General features: G+C 72.1%; 15 protein-coding genes. 2 read left to right on the top strand and 13 right to left on the bottom strand.

Going from position 1 to position 15707, the window contains the following annotated elements:
- The first annotated feature begins 76 nt into the window (after window positions 1-76).
- On the top strand, window positions 77-595 hold the full coding sequence (locus AB0I29_RS16675) for a PDDEXK nuclease domain-containing protein (protein WP_357483325.1): 519 nt from the start codon (window positions 77-79) through the stop codon (window positions 593-595).
- A 42-nt stretch (window positions 596-637) separates the two neighbouring features.
- Here the strand turns inward: AB0I29_RS16675 and AB0I29_RS16670 are convergent, their stop codons facing one another.
- Window positions 638-1267: a PKD domain-containing protein gene (locus tag AB0I29_RS16670; protein WP_357483322.1), complete on the bottom strand. Its 630-nt coding sequence runs from the start codon at window positions 1265-1267 to the stop codon at window positions 638-640.
- Between the two features lie 275 nt (window positions 1268-1542).
- Window positions 1543-2130 carry a DUF6318 family protein gene (locus AB0I29_RS16665; RefSeq protein ID WP_357483319.1) on the bottom strand — a complete coding sequence of 196 codons (588 nt, stop codon included), beginning with the start codon at window positions 2128-2130 and terminating at the stop codon, window positions 1543-1545.
- Between the two features lie 286 nt (window positions 2131-2416).
- On the opposite strand from AB0I29_RS16665, the gene AB0I29_RS16660 reads away from it, so the two are divergent.
- Window positions 2417-2623 (top strand): hypothetical protein, encoded by a 207-nt coding sequence (locus AB0I29_RS16660; RefSeq protein ID WP_285100524.1) that lies wholly within the window; start codon window positions 2417-2419, stop codon window positions 2621-2623.
- An 80-nt stretch (window positions 2624-2703) separates the two neighbouring features.
- Here the strand turns inward: AB0I29_RS16660 and AB0I29_RS16655 are convergent, their stop codons facing one another.
- From AB0I29_RS16655 to AB0I29_RS16605, 11 genes are all read right to left on the bottom strand, one after another.
- Window positions 2704-7398, bottom strand: coding sequence for a LysM peptidoglycan-binding domain-containing protein (locus AB0I29_RS16655; protein WP_357483316.1), 4695 nt, complete (start codon window positions 7396-7398; stop codon window positions 2704-2706).
- A complete protein-coding gene (locus AB0I29_RS16650) occupies window positions 7398-7880 on the bottom strand; it encodes a pilus assembly protein TadG-related protein (protein ID WP_357483313.1) in 483 nt (160 codons plus the stop codon). The genes AB0I29_RS16655 and AB0I29_RS16650 overlap by 1 nt, the downstream gene beginning before the upstream one ends.
- Window positions 7877-8275: a TadE/TadG family type IV pilus assembly protein gene (locus AB0I29_RS16645; protein WP_357483309.1), complete on the bottom strand. Its 399-nt coding sequence runs from the start codon at window positions 8273-8275 to the stop codon at window positions 7877-7879. The genes AB0I29_RS16650 and AB0I29_RS16645 overlap by 4 nt, the downstream gene beginning before the upstream one ends.
- A gap of 38 nt (window positions 8276-8313) precedes the next feature.
- A complete protein-coding gene (locus AB0I29_RS16640) occupies window positions 8314-8691 on the bottom strand; it encodes a TadE family protein (protein WP_285100528.1) in 378 nt (125 codons plus the stop codon).
- An 11-nt stretch (window positions 8692-8702) separates the two neighbouring features.
- Window positions 8703-8990, bottom strand: coding sequence for a hypothetical protein (locus AB0I29_RS16635; protein WP_285100529.1), 288 nt, complete (start codon window positions 8988-8990; stop codon window positions 8703-8705).
- Between the two features lie 85 nt (window positions 8991-9075).
- Window positions 9076-9996: a hypothetical protein gene (locus AB0I29_RS16630; protein WP_285100530.1), complete on the bottom strand. Its 921-nt coding sequence runs from the start codon at window positions 9994-9996 to the stop codon at window positions 9076-9078.
- 1 nt (window position 9997) lies between these two features.
- Window positions 9998-10876 carry a type II secretion system F family protein gene (locus tag AB0I29_RS16625; RefSeq protein ID WP_285100531.1) on the bottom strand — a complete coding sequence of 293 codons (879 nt, stop codon included), beginning with the start codon at window positions 10874-10876 and terminating at the stop codon, window positions 9998-10000.
- Complete coding sequence (locus tag AB0I29_RS16620) at window positions 10873-12525, bottom strand: ATPase, T2SS/T4P/T4SS family (protein WP_357483303.1); 1653 nt, start codon at window positions 12523-12525, stop codon at window positions 10873-10875. The genes AB0I29_RS16625 and AB0I29_RS16620 overlap by 4 nt, the downstream gene beginning before the upstream one ends.
- Window positions 12522-13439, bottom strand: a complete 918-nt coding sequence (locus AB0I29_RS16615) for a hypothetical protein (protein ID WP_285100533.1) — start codon at window positions 13437-13439, stop codon at window positions 12522-12524. The genes AB0I29_RS16620 and AB0I29_RS16615 overlap by 4 nt, the downstream gene beginning before the upstream one ends.
- Window positions 13440-13443: 4 nt before the next feature.
- Complete coding sequence (locus AB0I29_RS16610) at window positions 13444-14142, bottom strand: SAF domain-containing protein (protein ID WP_357483298.1); 699 nt, start codon at window positions 14140-14142, stop codon at window positions 13444-13446.
- Between the two features lie 526 nt (window positions 14143-14668).
- Window positions 14669-15526, bottom strand: coding sequence for a sigma factor (locus tag AB0I29_RS16605; RefSeq protein WP_285100535.1), 858 nt, complete (start codon window positions 15524-15526; stop codon window positions 14669-14671).
- Between the last annotated feature and the right edge of the window lie 181 nt (window positions 15527-15707).

Genomic DNA, 15707 nt, shown 5'->3' with positions numbered 1-15707 from the left:
TCCCTCTACAGGCTTGGACCATGAACCTTCTGACAGCCCCATCCGAGCCCGTCCACCGGACCGGTGAGCGATGAACATGTTCCGACGCACCGACTCCGGGCCCGAGGGGTTCGAGGACGTCATCGACGAGATCACCGAGTCGATCCGCCGCATCTTCACCGGCATCGTCGTCGACCATCTGGAGGACCTGCTTGCCGTGCCCTCCCGCCACATGTGCCTGGTGGACCGGCACATGGAGCTGATGGAGGACGAGCGCGACTACACCGTCGACCTGCTGCTCTTCCACGTGACCCAGCTGCGGTACATCGCGATCCAGGTCCACGTCGGTCGCTTCAATACGGCCCTGATCGCCCGCACCCGGTACACGGTGTCGCTCGTGGACGACCTCGTACGCATCCCCGAGACCCACAGCCCAACGGTCGGGATCTTGCTCTGCACCGACGCACCGGCCGACCAGATGGCCGGCCCAGTTGCCGTCGCCCTGTACGACGATCTGTCGCACGCGGAACAGGTGGATCTGCCGCTGCCGCTCGAGCTCACCGCACTGGTCGACCGCTGCCTCGACAACACGACCGCCAAGCACGCGGTCTCGTGAGCACCGAACGCACGGTCCCCGAGCCATCCGGAGGGGCCGGCGTCAGCCGGCGTACAGGTCCTCCACCAGTCGTGCTCTCGCCTCCAGGATCTCCAGGCTGCCCGACGACGACGCCGTGGTCGCCTCTCCCGGCACGTCGCGCCAGGTGGGCTCGCCGGCCAGGCGGAACTGACCGCTCCAGGTGGTGGTGAGCGAGATGGTCGCCGTGCCCTGCTTCGCGTAGGCGTGCGCGATGGTGTGGGCGGGGTACGGGGCGCCCGGGTCGGTGGTGCTCAGCGGAGCAGTGCCGTCGCCGAAGTCCCAGGAGTAGTTGCTCGGGACCGCGCGGATATCCACCGGGATGCCGAACAGTTCGGTGCTGACCGTACGGGGTTCCCGATCGGTGAACGCGATGGTGTCGGCGTTGACCAGCGTCCAGCCGTCCGGCGGCTGCACGTTCACCTCCGACGGCGCGATCTGCATCTCCTGGAACGCCCGTGCCGCGGCGGCGGGGATGTCGACCTGACGACGCCGCTCGGCCAGGCAGGACTCGTCCTCGACCAGTGCGGCGTCCGACCACTCGCCCGACACCTGACGCTGCTCGAACAAGGCACCGACTGCCTGCTCGTCGTCCTCGCACTCGATGCCCTCGTAGGCGAGCTGGTGACCCTCGTCGCAGGACTCGGCGAGCACCGTGGCCCCACCGAGATCACGCAGGAAGCACAGTGCGGGAGTAACGCGCCATTGACGCACCGGCGGCGCCACAGCCCCGACATCGTTCGCCCCTAAGCGAGGGCCGCTCGCATATGGCGGCGCGGATCTGCGCTCAGCCTCGATTGAGATCGTCTGCCCCCGCGCAGTTCCGCCGAACTGCTCGTATCCGTCGTCCGCGAAGGCACTAAGCGTTGCATTGGCAACGGTGAGCAACACCAGGCCTGCTACTGCGCCGACGCGAATCGGCGAGCCGCTCATTGAGCGGGTCCCGGCGCGATCTCAACAATTACCCAAGCACTGTCCTGGCGACCAACCTCTACCCGGTACGTGGAATGCTCATCCGCGCCCTCGAAGACTGTGACGCCTTCAGAGTCTGCAATCTGAGCCGCCGCTTGTTCTACCTCAAGATCGAGCGGAAAGATTCCCGTGACCGCGTCCCGCTCGTAGGTTTCGAGCAGAATGCTATGAATCTCTCCACCAGTCCAGGTCTCGTGGCGCGCTTGGATGCTCTTTGCCTGCTCAAGCGCATCGCCGCAGAACCCGCACGCCCGGTGCGACATCGCCTCGAACTCCTCCGTGTCCCCCGTGGCCATCACGTACGGGTAGAGCTCGATGAAGTACTCCGCCGCAGCCGCCGCCCCCTTCGCGTCCGTGCGCTTCATCGCCTCGGGACGCTCCGGCTTGGCCGGCGACGACGGGGACGGGCTCGCACTGGCCGCGGGCGTCGGAACACCCGTGGGGGACGCGGAGACGTCAGGATCCCGCGGCGAGCCCGTGCACGCCGTCAGCGCCAAGCCGGCCGTCACGATCAGCCCGACCGCGCGCATCACCATGCCGCTCATCCCCGCACCCCGCCCCCTCGGCCACGCCGTTGCGTATCCGCAACGACCGGGAATGACGCTAGCCGGGCCCCCGGGATCCGGAAAGTGGGCCCTGTGGAAAACCTTGGGGACGGGGCGCATCCTCGCCCGGAGGAAGGGTGCTTCGTATCCGACATATATGTCGGTATCACCGCTAAAAGGTGGTCAATATGAGTTTCAAGTAGCGGATCGCAAAGTTCCTCTACAGGCTTGCCGTCATGACATCTCATCACGTCGGCACCACCGCGCCACGGCCGGCGAGCCCGGAATGAACAGGTACACCGTGGTCGCGTACCGCGACGAGCGACGCTGGACGCTGCGCGCGGTCGGCGTCCCTGGCGCCGTCAGCCACGCGGTCTTCCTGGACGACGCCGAGGCCGCCCTCCGCACCCTGCTCGCGCGGCTCACCGGTGAGGACGCCGGGAGCTTCGCCATCGACCTCGCGCCGATCCCTGGCCCGGGCGGGTTCGACTGAGCGCAAAGAGTTACGGACAGCAGACGTTGTCTGCTGTCCGTAACACCGCCCCCGCGGTAACGCTCTCGGCGGGCCCGACGTCAGCCCCCGGTGCGCTCCCGCCGCCGCTCCTGCTCGTCCACCTGCGCCAGCAGCTCCTCGGTGTCCGGCTCGGGCTCCATGGCGAGCTGCTCCAGGTGATCACGCAGCCGGTCCACGAGCCGGCCCACCGCGTCCCGCCGGCCGGACGCGATCTCCGCGCGGATCCCGTTGCGCCACGACCGCTCGTCCACGGGGTCGGCGAGCCGCCCCACCTGGGACGCGTGCCGCGCGGTCGCCACGTCGCCCTCCAGGAGCGCGCGACGGGCCACCTCGTGGGACACGTCCACCACGCCCGACGAGATCGTGTGCATCAGCTGCTCGGCCCACGCGTACTTGCGCAGCGGCACGCCCTCGAACGGCTTGCCCCGCACCATGTCCAGCGCGGCGAGCAGGTCCGACGTCGGAGTCTGGGTGAGGTCCGGGCCCACGAGGTCGCAGAACTTGTGCCAATCCGTGGCGACCCCGCGCAGCCGGTAGCCGGCGGACTCGACGTCGGCCTGACCGCCGTCGTCCGCGGACCAGTAGCGCGGCAGGTACTCGAAGCCGTTCGGATCGGTGCCCAGCCAGCGCCGCGCGCGCGACACGGCGGAACGCCGGGTCGCCAGGTTCGGCTCGCGTGAGGGCCACAGTGCCTTGGAGATGTCCGAACCACGCGACCCCGGGTTGAACGCCAGGAACGCAATCAGCTCGGTCGCCTGCCGCTGGTGCGTGGAGGGCAGCTCCACACCCGTCGTCCCGGCGAGCTCGACGTTCCCCAGCACCCGCACGATCGGCGGCTCGACCACGAGCGGCTCCGGAGCCGGCTCGGCCGGACCTGCGGCCTCGGCCGGTCCGCCCGTCCCGACCACAGGCGTGCCCAGCGGCGGCGTCGCCACGCTGACCGCGGCCCGCGCCCACGGCGAGAAGCTCTCGGGCAGCCTGCCGTGGGTCGCCGGGGCCGCCGGGCCGGCAGCCGTCCCCGCCCCGTAGCCCGACGGCGCGAGCGCCGTCGCCTCGCCGACCGCGACGTCCGAATCCGCGGCACCAGCGCGGACAGCTTCCACAGGGATCTCCTCGAGCGTTGGTTCGGTGCGGTCGATCGAACGGCTCCACTCGGGGCCGGGCGCGGTCTCGGGCTCGGCCAGCAGGGCCAGGGCCTGGGCATAGGTCTCGGCGTCCAGCTGTTGCGGACGCACCGCGATGTAGGCCGGCATGAGGATGCCGCGGGTGGTGTCGCCGTTGGTCAGGTCGCCGGTCAGGTCGAGCACCCAGTCCCCCACCTCCGCGCTGGACGTCACGGCCGCGATCCCGACGCTCGGCACGCGCTCGACGAGGCTCTCCAGCCTGGCGCGATCGGTCAGGCCGAGCCGCTCGCCGACGAGCAGGATCTCCGGCGTCCAGGCATCGGTCGCCAGCCCCCGGCCGCGCGCTTCGGCCACGGAGGTCGCTCCGACCTGCGCCAGCGTACGGTCGACGTCGGCGGCGCGCGCCTCGAGCTCGCGCACGATCTCCGCGAGGCCCGAGACGTGCCGGACCCGGCCCGTGTCGACCACACCCGGCAGGTCGCCGAGCGTTCCCACGACGGTGACCTGCAGGTCGTCCGCCCAGAGGCTCGTGGCCAGCTCGACCGCGAGCGCCGCGAGCGTGGCCTGGGCAGCGGCGTCCGTGCCGCGGATGTCAAGGCACGCGAGGTTCTCGAGGTCGAGCATCAGGTGCGCGTCCTCGTCGTCGTGACCGACGGTGACGAGAGCCGGGTAAGGCGCCTCCCCGTCCTCGGTCGCGGTGGGCCCGGCAGAACCGACCTGCGCCGCCGCGTCGGCGTCGCCCGCGGCGAGCTGCCAGATGAACTTGTCGGTCGTGCTGGCCCAGGGTTCGGGCAGGTCGGAGGCGCGGTCGAGGTAGAGCTCGACGAACTCGCCGCTCTTCAGCCGCGCGATGCGCACCCCGGGCAACGGCAGGCCACGCTCGCGGTGCCACAGCGCGAGGCTGCGCAGCGCGCGGTCCACCTGGTCGCGCCCGAAGGGGTCCTCGACGCCGTGCAGGTCGCGCTCCAGCGCCCCCGCCGGCGTCTCCGGGCCCGGTACGACGACGGTCTCGCCGGGTTCGCGACCCTTGCGCGCCCGCCGCCGCTTCACGGCGACCAGGGCGAGCAGGCCCGCTGCGAGCAGGCCGCCGACGCCGGTCGCGGTGCGCACACCCACCGACTCGTCGATGTCCTCCATGAGGTCGGAGGCCACGTCGGTCGCCGAGTCGAGGAGCGACCGGTCGCTCGCGGCAGCGGTGGTGGCCGCGGCGGAGGCCGTCGTCGTCCCGGCCGCCGCGGCACCGGGCTGGGCGTCCGGGGTGTCGAGCTCCGCGGGGCCGCCGGCCTCGGCCGGTGCCGCCGCCTCCACGGGCGGGGACGACTCGACGGCGACCTCGGGAACGGACTCCCCCGCGACCGGCTCGTCGCTCGCGATGTCCTCGGGCAGCACGTCGTCCGCGCCGCGGGGCGCGTCGATGCCCGAACCCCCGACGGAGGTCGGCTCCACCTCGTCTTCGGGGACGATCTGGGCGGGCTCCTCGATCACGCCCTCCAGCGCGTTGCCGGCCGCCGGCTCGTCGTCCGACGCCGGGTCGCTGCCCCAGGTCGTACCGCCCTCCGAAGACGTCTGCTCCGCGGCCGGCTCGTCGGCGGCCGAGCCGTTGCCGGCCGGGTCGTCGGTGGCCGGCTCGTCGCCCTGGTCCTGCGGGAGGAGCTCGTCGGCGATCAGCCCGCTGCCGGGGATCGACTCGTCGAGCGAGCGGCCCTGCGGCGCCGACTGGTCCGGTTCGAGGTTCGGATCGTTCTCGAGGTCCTCGGGCGTGACCTCGTCGTACTGGGGGCCCTCGGTCTCCTGCGGTGCGGGCGGGGCCTGCGGGACGAGGTTGCCCTCGGCCGTCTGCTCGGGCTTCGGTTCGGGCTTGTCACCCTCGGTGCCGGAGTCGCCCTTCCCGGCGCCGTCCGTCGCGGCGTCCCGGCCGCCGATACCGGCCGTGCCGGTCGCGACGTCGGCGGGGTCGGGCTTGTCGGCACCGTCACGGCCCGCGTCGTCCCGCCGCTCGCCGTCAGCCGCGTCGGCCGGCGACCTCGGGGCGGCGTTCTGCCCGGCGCGGTTCGGCTCGTCGGCGGCCGGGGCCTCACCGGCCGGCTGCTCACCTGCCGGCTGCTCGCCGGCAGGCCGCTCGTCCGACGGCGTCTGCTCGTCCTGCACGACGTCGTTCCCCGCGCCGCCCGGCTCCTCGATGTCCTCGGGCTCGACCTCGACCGAACCCTCGGGCGTCACCTCGGTGGACGGCGCCGGCGGCTCGGGGGCGGGCTCCTTCGCGTCGGCGCGCTGGCCGATCCTCGTGGCTCCGACCGCGTCCGACACTCCGCCGTCGGCCTGCGCACCATCGGCCGGGGCTTCCTCGCCCGAGCCCTCGGCCTCCGGTGCGGACCCGGTCTCGCCCGGCGTCGCGGCATCCGAGCCCGCGGCATCCGAGCCCGCGGCGTCCGCCCCGGCGTCCGATCCACCCGGCTGCTCCGCGCCCGCGTCCGCGGACTCCCCCTCGGACGCCGACTCGTCGGTGTCGTCCGGCGTGGGCTGCGCGGCGTCGTCGCCCCGCGTGCCTTCGGCCGCCTCGGCCTCGCCCGCGCCCGGAACGGTCACGGTCCAGCCCGGGTAGATGAGGTCGGGGTCGGTGAGCCGCTCCCCGCCCGGCTGGTCCGTGGCGCGCGACGCCTCGAAGACCTCCGGGTACTTGGTGCCGTCGCCGAGCTCCTCCTCGGCGATCCCCCACAGGGTGTCGCCCGGCTCCACGACCACCTCGGCCGCGGCCTTCCCGGAGTGGGTCACGTCGACGGTGTCCCCGTCGTCCGCGCCGGCCTTCGAGGGACCGATCCCGACGGGTTCGTCGCCGTCCGTACCGGTCGCGCCGGTCAGGACGACGTCGGCGCCCCCGGCAGCCTCCGCCGGCAGCCGCAGCACCCAGCCCGGCTCGATCCAGTTGCCGGCGTCGAGCGCGTTGCCGTCGGCCTGCGGCACGCCGTAGTTCAGGTCGGCGATCTGCTTGAACCGCGCGCCGTCGCCCAGGGTCTGCTCGGCGATCCGCCACAGCGAGTCGCCGGGCTGGACGGTGTAGGTGGGCGCCGGCGTCTCGTCCGCGCCGGCCTTCTTCTCCGTCGCACCCATCGAGACGTCCGTCGGGAGAACAGCCTCCGACGAGACCGGCGCCGTCACCACGGTCCCGGTCTCGGCGACCTCGACCGGCGTCGTCGCCGCCATGGCGGGCGACACGGATGGTGCCGCGACCAGCATCGTGATGATCGCACCCACGAGCACCGCGGCCGCGCGCTGCTGCGCGCCGAGCCCGCGGACGTGCGGCGACCGGTGTCCGCGCAGCGCGGCGACCACCTCGATCACCACCGCGATCGCGAACGTCAGCCAGGCGACCCAGCCGACGATCTTGATCAGCCCGATCAGCACCGAGCCGGTCACGTCGGGGCTGCTCAGGATCGAGATGATCCGGCCCACGCTGACCGGTCCGGTCCAGATCGGCCCGCCGAGCACCCACAGACCCACCGGGATCCCGACGACGAGCGCGCACAGGAGCAGCGCCGCGCCCAGTCCTCTCGCCACACGCGCGCCGGTACCCCGCCGCGGTCCGCCGGGCTCACCGGTCACCGCACGACCCTGGGCTGTCGAGGTGCTCATCAGGATTCCTCCTGTCCTATACCGCGGACCGCCCGCGCCTCGGCATCCGCCTCGACACTGAGCGAGCTGATTCCGATCAACGTCAGGAACGTCGTCTTGTAGGTGACCTGAGTGCCCACGCTGACGGTGGCGCCGTTCACGGCGGTCACCCCGCCCTGCACTCCCAGCGCGCCGAGCGTGTCGGCGGCAGCCTGTGTCGCGCGTGCGGGATCCACCTCGGGGGGCAGTCCCATCTGTGCGCGGTCGATCCGGATCTGCTGTGCGGCGGCCCGTGCCGCCTGGTCCGCGGCGTACTCGGCCTCGTCCTCGGCGTGCAGCCGCCCGCCGCCGTCGACCACGAGGCCGATCGCGATGATGAGCGCCGGCACCATGCCGGCGGCGAGGATGTTGATCTCGCCCCGCTCCCGCACCCTCCGCGCTCTCGCCGGCGCCGCCGCCGTCCGCCCACGCCGCACCCACATGCGCCCAGCCCCCCTGGTCATGACCGCCCCCGGTAGGCGTCGAGCACCGACGTCCCGGTCGCACTGATCGTCCGTGAACCGGGCGCTCCCGGCAGCCCGAGGTCGCGCAGCGGCACCACGCACTCCACCCGCACCGTGATGGTGCCGACCGTCCCGAGCGGCAGGTCGAACGCGTCCGTGGTCGGCCGGACCGACGTCGAGGAGCACCTCACCCCTGAGTTCACCAGCGTCGACGTCGCCGTCGACGTCGCCTGCACCCCGGCCACCGCCGCCGTCCGGCTGATCGACGCCGCCCGCGCGGCCTCGTTCGCCGCGGACTGCACCACGCCCTCGGCCAGCACGATCCGGCCCGCCATGATGAGAAGCAGCCCGATCAGCAGCAGCACGGGAAAGATCACGGCGGTGTTGATCGCCACGTTGCCACGCTCGTCGGCACCCCCGCCCGACCCGCTCATCAGCCGTTCACCGCCGACGTGAACCGCTCCACGGGCCCCGTCGCCGACTGCTCCACCCGCAGCCCGCGGAAGCCCGGCACGATCGACGGCGCCAGCCCGATCACCGTCGCGGTCGCCATCTCCTCACCGCGCGTCACCGACACCCGGACCGAGGCGAACGCGTCGCCGCCGCGTGCGAGCCGCGAGGCGGCCTCCGCGTACCCCGAGTCGACGGTGCCGCCCTCCACGCGCGCGGCCTGCACGGCCCCGTTGGCCACGGACTGCGCCGTGTTCTGCGCGTGGAAGTAGAGCACCCCCTGCACCATCCCGAAGATCAGCATCAGCACGATCGGGTAGGTCAGGACGGTCTGCAGGGAGGCGGCACCGCGCTCGTTCATCCGTTACATCCCTAGAGCTGCGACATGTACTCGTCGACGAGGCCCTTGATCGCCGCACCGAGCGCGATGGCGATACCGAGACCCACGACGGACAGCACGACCACCTCGATGGACTCCAGGCCGGCGTCGTCGGGCTCGCCCGCACGGCCCGCGGCGAGCCGACGACGGAGCTCCGCCGAGCGCTCGGCGAAGCGGGCGTTGAGGGCGTCGACGCGACCGCGCGCCGCTGCCGCGCGCAGCGACGCCCGCGCGGCGACTCGCGACGCTGCCGTCCGGCCCTGGCTCAGGTGCTGGTTCATGGTGACTCCTGGGGTGATGTCGACTTCAACAAATGGGTAAGAAGCGGCTCGTGTGACACCGCGACGCCACCGGGGGCGAGCCGGCTCAGGGTGCAGTCTGAAACATAGTGACCCCGATTGGAAAGATGAGCATCAAAAAGTACACAAATACGGTAAGTGTCCCAGGGACGGTCATCCGGACCGTCGCGTCGTGCGCGAGCTGCTGCTCGACGTCGAGCTGCGCGTCCCGCATCGCGGCCGCCTTGGACTGCAGCTGGTCGTGGATCGCCGAGCCCTGGGTACCCGCGAGCTCCACGATCGAGGCGACCTCGCCCAGCGCGTCCACCTCGACCTCCTCGCCCAGCTCGCGCAGCGCCACCCACGGCGCCTGCCCCTCCCAGCGGCTCCGTTCGAGCGCCGCGGAGATCCGCCGGAACGGCCACGACTGCGCGACCTGTGCCGCGGCGAACGTCGCCTGCGTGGCGCCCGCCCCGGAGACGCGCTCGATCGCGAGCAGCTCGAGGTAGGTCGACACGGCCCGTGCGAACTCCTGCCGGGCCCGCTTGGCCTTCGACCTCGCGTCGAGGTCGGGCAGGAACCAGGCACCGAGCGCGAGCACGACCGCCGCGCCGAACGGCACCGAGACCGGCATGCCGAGGTTGAGCAGGCCGACACAGAGCCCGAGGAAGGGAACCGCCACCAGCACGATCACCGTGCCGAGCGCCTTCTCGCCGTAGTGGTCGGTGGCGGTCTTGCCGATCAGGTCCAGGTCGGCCCGGGTCGGGCCGCCGCGCCCCAGCAGGGAGAGCGGCAGCCGGCGCTGCGCCCATGCCCCGAACACCTGCGTGTACCGCTGGGTCGCGGTGAGCTCGGTGCCGTCGGACACCGTGATGGGCTCGACCTTGTCGTCGCCGCTCATCCGGTCCAGCGCGGACTGGAGCCGTGGGGTCGACGGGAGGAGCTCCCGCACCACGAGGAACAGGCCGAGTCCCGCGACCAGGCCGCTGCCGATTGCCCAGGGCCACATGTCAGACCTCCCGCTCGTGCGGCAGGAACCGCGGGATCGGCTGGCCGAGGCTGATCTTGCGCATCCACAGCAGGCAGACCACGTACGCGCAGAACAGCACCACGGCCACGACCTGGCCCAGCGGCGAGTCGTACCCGCTCAGGTACCCGGACATCGCCGTGGCGACCAGCACCACGAGGGTCACGATGGTCACCCAGCGCACCGTCGCCCGGCCGGTCGCACGCTCGGTCTCGATCTCGCGCCGCGCCTTGGCCTGCGCCGACAGGGACTCGGCGAGCTGCCGGAGCGCGGGCGCCACCGCGCCGGTCCGGTTGTCCGACTCCAGGATCATGGCCGACGCGATCATGTCGGCCGAGTAGTCGTCCATCTCCTCCGCCCACCGGTACAGGGCAGGCTTGATGGGCTGGCGCGCCTCCAGGCGCGCCACGAGGCGGGCGAGCGACGGCCGCACGGACGGCGCGGCGCTGTGCAGCGTCGCGGCGATCCCCTGTTCCAGCCCGACGGCACCGCCCGACAGCACGCCGATCAGCGACCGCACCCAGGCGGTCAGGTCGGTCAGCTTCTCCACCTCGTTGGACTGGGTGGTGGTGCGGAACAGCGACGGCAGGCCCACGATCAGCACCGGCACGATCAGCACGAGCGACCACCAGCCGGTGACGATCCCGACCACCAGGCCCACGGCCGCGCCGATGCCCAGGATCTTGCGCTGCGGGTAGAGCGGCCCGCCCTTGGTCAGGCCCAGCAGGCGGAGCAGCCCGTGGAAGGGCGGGGTGGTGCGCTTCGGCCTCGGCGTCGGCTCGTACCGCTGCGCGCCGACGACGACGAACCACACCCCCAGGCCCAGGCCGAGGCCCGTCAGCACCGCTATCAGGGTGGTCATGACGTCTCCCAGAGCCCGTCGCGGTAGTTGAGGAGGCTCGCGTCGAAGCCCTCGGCCTCCAGGTCCGCGAGGAACGACGGTGTCACCTTGGGCACCGCGCGACCGCCCGGCCCCGGCTCGAACACGTCGGTGATCGCCACCGGGTTGCCGGCCTCGCCACGCGTCACCTCGATCACCTCGGAGACGTAGCGGACCCGCCGGCCGTCCCCCTCGGAGTCGACCCGGAGGAAGACGATCAGGTCGATCGACTGCGCGACCTGCCGGTACGCGTACGTCTCCGACAGGGTCGAGTCCTGCACGGCCATACCGACCAGGCGTTCGACGACGTCGCGGGCGCCGTCGGCGTGCACCGTGGACAGCGAGCCGTTACCCATCTGCATGGCCTGGAACATGGACACGATCTCGGGCCCGCGCACCTCGCCGACGATGACGCGGGAGATGTTGTGCCGCAGGGACTCGTACACGTTGACGTTCGTGTTGATCTCACCGACGCGGCGGCCCGACGTGTTCATCTCGCCCGATCCCTCGCGCGTGCGCAGCGCGACCACGCGCTTGTGCTTCTCGGGTTCGAGGTGCAGGTAGAGCTCGTAGTCGGTCTCGATCGTGGCGATGGACTCCCACGGGTCGAGCCCGGCGCAGAGCGCGCGGAGCAGCGTGGTCTTGCCGCTGCCCTGGCCCTGGCCGGACACCACGATCGACTTGCGCGCGCGCACCGCCGCCGTGAGGAACTCGACCAGCACGGCGTCGATGGTGTGGTTCTCGCGCAGCAGCTCGAGGTCGACCGACTGCAGGCGCTGCAGGCGGATGGTGACGCGCGGCCACGGGACCACCCAGCCGACGGCGGCCAGCCGCACGCGCCCGGGCAGGTCCAGGTTGAGGAACGGGTTGGCCCGGGTGAACGACCGCTCGTTCGCCGGGTCGCGCGCCGCGAGGAACTGCAGGAAGTCGATGAGCTCGGCGTCGGAGTCCGCGATGGGCTCCGCGTACGTGCGGCGCCCGTCGCCCATCAGCATGAGCACCGGTGCGGTGCCCGTGATCTCGATGTTCTCCACGTCGGGGGTGTCGATGAGCGGCTGCAGCCGGCCCAGGCGGAACAGCGCGTCGAACAGCGCGCGCGTCACCTCGACCTGGTACTCGGTGGTCCAGTTGCGCTGACCACCCGACAGCAGGGCGTCGTTGTGGTCACGCACGACCTGCTGGATCAGCTCCTGACCCAGGGCCTCGCGCTGCTCCTCGTCCAGCTCGCGCGCCGCGAGCGCCGTCGTCAGCCGCGAGGACACCTCGCCGCGCAGGCTGTTGACCTGGCGCCAGAACTCGGAGTCGCGCAACCGCGGGTTGCCGGGCTGGCCGTGGTACTCCCGCTCGGTCCGGGCCACCCCGACCCAGGGCGAGGTCCCGCTCCCGGACGACGGCGGCGCGCCTCCTGCGGACCGAGCCGGGCCGGCACCCCCGGGGTCGACGGTGGGGGGCCTGCCGTTGCCCGGCTCCACGGCCGGCGGGGTCCAGGTGTTCTGCACGGCGGCAGGGCGTCGGCCCGGCATGGTCTCCGCATCGGTGGCAGGGGCACGACGCGGGAGGGCCGGGGCCCGGTCGTCCGCGTCGTGGAAGATCGGCAGGGAGGAGAGGTCGGGGAACTCGGGTGTGCTCACGCGTCACCCCTTCCGTCGCCCTGCCACGGTCCGGCGCCCTGCACGCTCCACGACGCGGAGCGTGCGCTCGTGCCGGACTGCTCGGGCGGACGCCTCGGGCCGGTCCCCCGGCCGACCTCGCGCGGCCCGGTGGAGAACCGGGCGCGCCGCTTCTCGGTGCGGTCCTGGAGGCGGGAGATCACCGGAGCGGCGGAGCGGACGAGCGGGGACGTCGAGTACCGCCGTCCGGCGGGCGATCCCACCGACAGCACCTCGGCGTTCACCGGGTCCCAGGCGAGCGAGCCCACGGTGCCCAGGCCGAGCGTCCGCGCGATCTCGTTCGCGTCGTACGGCCGGCCGGGCCCGATGGTCAGCGCCGTGAGGTTGGTGAGGTCGCGCGCCGCGGCGTCGACGACGGACGTGCGGGACTTGACGAGCTCGCGCGTCACTGCGATGTCGGGCAGGCGGGACCCGGTGGTGATCAGCACCTGGTCCGCGAGGCGGACGATCGGCTCGCGGTCCTCGCGCACGGCACCGCCCGTGCCGAGCCGGCCGAGGTCGACCAGCACGTCGATGCCCCCGCGCTCCAGCGCCACGAGCTGGTTGGCCAGCGGCCCCCAGAGGTTCGCGACGGCGGGTGCGGTGTGCGGGCTGACGATGCCGGGGAGCAGCTTCTTGTCCGGATCGTTTCGAACGAGAGGAATCGTCTGCTCCCAGAACGCTGCCTCGAGATCGCCGTGGGAGTGCGCGATCGCGAGCGGCTGCAGACCACGGTCGTGCGGGAGCTGGCCGCGGAAGTACCCGGCCAGGATCGACGACCCGGCGAGGTCGGCCTCCACGAGCAGCACGGGGCGAGGCCACTGGAGCGCCAGCACGAGGGCCGCCGTCGTCGTACCCGGCGAACCCTTCGCGTTGGCCAGGGCGATGAGAGCCACCGGATCACCCGGCCCCGACGGCGTCGATGACGATGGCAACCCGGCCCGTCGCGGCGCGGGCCGCGAGGGCCGCCGCGTTGCCCGACGCCACCTGCACGTCGACGACCTTTTGCTCGCCGAGCGCGGCGTCGGTCGAAACCCCGATCACCGTGGCGGAGATGGCGAACGGCGCCTCCACCGGCGGCTCGCCGCCGGTGGCCGGTGTCTCCACGACGCGCACGGAGTCGCCGGCGTGCAGCGGGCTGGTCGGCATCTGGCTGGGCGTCAGTGCGATACCCACGATGGACTGACCGGACGGGGGTGCGAGCTCGTCCGTGAAGCTGTCGGGCGTCAGGAGCTGGCCCGGCTTGAGGTCGGCCGTCGCGATCTTGCCCTCGACCAGCTTGAAGTCCTCGGCCGAGACAGCCTCGAGCGAGGTCGGCCCCGTGGGCAGCTCGGCGGTCACGATGTCGCTCGCCGCGATCGCGGTGCCGCGCGGGATGTCCGTGTTGACGGCCAGGACCTGGTACGTCTTGCCGAGCGTGGTGGCCAGGTAGAGGCTCGCCAGCACACTCAGGGCCACGAGCGCGAGACCCAGGGCGATCAGGGCGGGCCGACGTCGGGCGCGCGTGGGTTTGAGCGGCCCGGGGGGTGCGGGTCGCTGGGGTCTTGTCGCGGACCGGGCGTGCTGCTCCTGGTTCGCGACCTTCGTGCCACTGCTCACCGTGCCGTCTCCTCCGAGCCCATCGACAGAGTCCGCCAGGGGTCTTCCCGGAGCGGAACCCGTCGAGGATCCCATGCCTGCGCCTGTCTCCACCGTGCTCCCGCCCGTGCTGTCGAGGGCCTCCTGCGGTGTCACACGCGTGTCACCGCAGGTAATCCTCATCCAGACGGGCGAACCCGGCAGGTTGAACGCTAATCAGCGTTCAGGATGCCCGCTAGGTCAAGGAGACTTCAAAAGTGTGGAGATGACTTGAATATTGAGTGACCCTCAGCAAATCGTTCGCTGGCACGCCCAAACCACAGCTGTGGCATTGACTCTGCAGGTCAGACATGAGATGGCGGAGCTTCCCCCGGCCTCGGCCGTGGAGGAATCGTCGAGGCAGCCTTGACGATGCCGTGCCGACGAGCGCCCGCCGATCGGTCTCCGCTCGGTCCCGGACAGGACGAGAGGGCCCCGCTGGCGGTGGGACCCTCTCGCGATGAGGCGAACTTCGGACGACTTCAGGGCATCACGCACCCCCCAGTGCTCAGCCCGTCGGCCGTCGTCGTCCCTCACCATCCCGTTCGCCCGGTTGTCCCCCAGACAGACCACCGGACTGAACGGCTTCCGCCAGCCGTCGCACTGCGCGACTCGCCCGCTGGCGCAAGGCTGCGTGCGAGATGCCCAGCTCGTGGGCCACCCGCCGCTGATAGTTCCCGCGACCCGAGCCGAGCTCGGCGTACTCCGGGAGATCGGGGTCCGGCGCGTAGAGCCGCGCCAGAAGTGCTGACTCGTCCCTCGTGAGGACGTCCTTGTCCAGCCCCCACGCGATGACGTCCAGGACCTCGCCCGTCGGGCCCAGGGACAGGCTCGCGAGCGAGTAGACCGCGTCGGGACCGGGCTCGGGCACGGTGGGCCGCTCGAGGACGGTCAGCGTGTCCGTGTCGGTGGGGATCTCCGCCACCTGGGGACCGCGGCTCGCGCGGCCGCCCCGTGCGTGCGGGGCCCGGTCGCCGACGACGCGCGTCAGGGTGTGCCCCTGCAGGCGCATCGCGACCCGGCTGCTGCGCTCGAGGTCGTAGTGGGTGATCGCGTCCCACATCGCGGCGGCGGCCTCCTGCTCGAGGTCCTGCACGTCCGGGTAGTGCCGGCGCGACCGGCGCACGATGGTGCGGACCGCGGGCAGCATGCACTGCAGCACCGCTCGCCCCGCGGCGAAGCTGCCGCTCGCGTGCTCCACGATGAGCGCGTACAGCACCTCGTCCGCCTCGTCGGGCGCGAGCCGCACGGCCTCGCCCCGTCGCAGCCCCGCGAGGCGGGGGAACCGTGCGACGAAGCGGTCGATCTCGGTGGCGAACGATCGCGTACGGACCAGGTCTGCCCAGTCGTGGTCAAGCTCTCGCATCAGCGTTCCTGATGCCGACGCCGGTGTGCGTGCAGGCATGGCGGTTCCCCCCTCCGTCTGCCCCGAGTCCACCGGGAGGGTGTTGCCCGCCACTGTTGCCCGCTCGTTCCAGGCCCATGTGACCTGCGTCACACTCGGCCAAAACCCCTGCTCGACCGATGTCACACGAACGCTTCACCAG

This window comes from Promicromonospora sp. NPDC050262 (assembly GCF_040655935.1).
Taxonomy (GTDB): Bacteria; Actinomycetota; Actinomycetes; order Actinomycetales; family Cellulomonadaceae; genus Promicromonospora.
This window is presented reverse-complemented; position numbering and strand designations above follow the sequence as displayed.

Excerpts from the sequence above, each read along its gene's own strand:
- AB0I29_RS16605 (WP_285100535.1), bottom strand. The coding sequence starts at position 15,526 with ATGCGAGAGCTTGACCACGACTGGGCAGACCTGGTCCGTACGCGATCG.
- AB0I29_RS16625 (WP_285100531.1), bottom strand. The coding sequence starts at position 10,876 with ATGACCACCCTGATAGCGGTGCTGACGGGCCTCGGCCTGGGCCTGGGG.
- AB0I29_RS16660 (WP_285100524.1), top strand. The coding sequence starts at position 2,417 with ATGAACAGGTACACCGTGGTCGCGTACCGCGACGAGCGACGCTGGACG.
- AB0I29_RS16635 (WP_285100529.1), bottom strand. The coding sequence starts at position 8,990 with ATGAACCAGCACCTGAGCCAGGGCCGGACGGCAGCGTCGCGAGTCGCC.
- AB0I29_RS16650 (WP_357483313.1), bottom strand. The coding sequence starts at position 7,880 with ATGACCAGGGGGGCTGGGCGCATGTGGGTGCGGCGTGGGCGGACGGCG.
- AB0I29_RS16655 (WP_357483316.1), bottom strand. The coding sequence starts at position 7,398 with ATGAGCACCTCGACAGCCCAGGGTCGTGCGGTGACCGGTGAGCCCGGC.
- AB0I29_RS16640 (WP_285100528.1), bottom strand. The coding sequence starts at position 8,691 with ATGAACGAGCGCGGTGCCGCCTCCCTGCAGACCGTCCTGACCTACCCG.
- AB0I29_RS16630 (WP_285100530.1), bottom strand. The coding sequence starts at position 9,996 with ATGTGGCCCTGGGCAATCGGCAGCGGCCTGGTCGCGGGACTCGGCCTG.
- AB0I29_RS16665 (WP_357483319.1), bottom strand. The coding sequence starts at position 2,130 with ATGAGCGGCATGGTGATGCGCGCGGTCGGGCTGATCGTGACGGCCGGC.
- AB0I29_RS16675 (WP_357483325.1), top strand. The coding sequence starts at position 77 with ATGTTCCGACGCACCGACTCCGGGCCCGAGGGGTTCGAGGACGTCATC.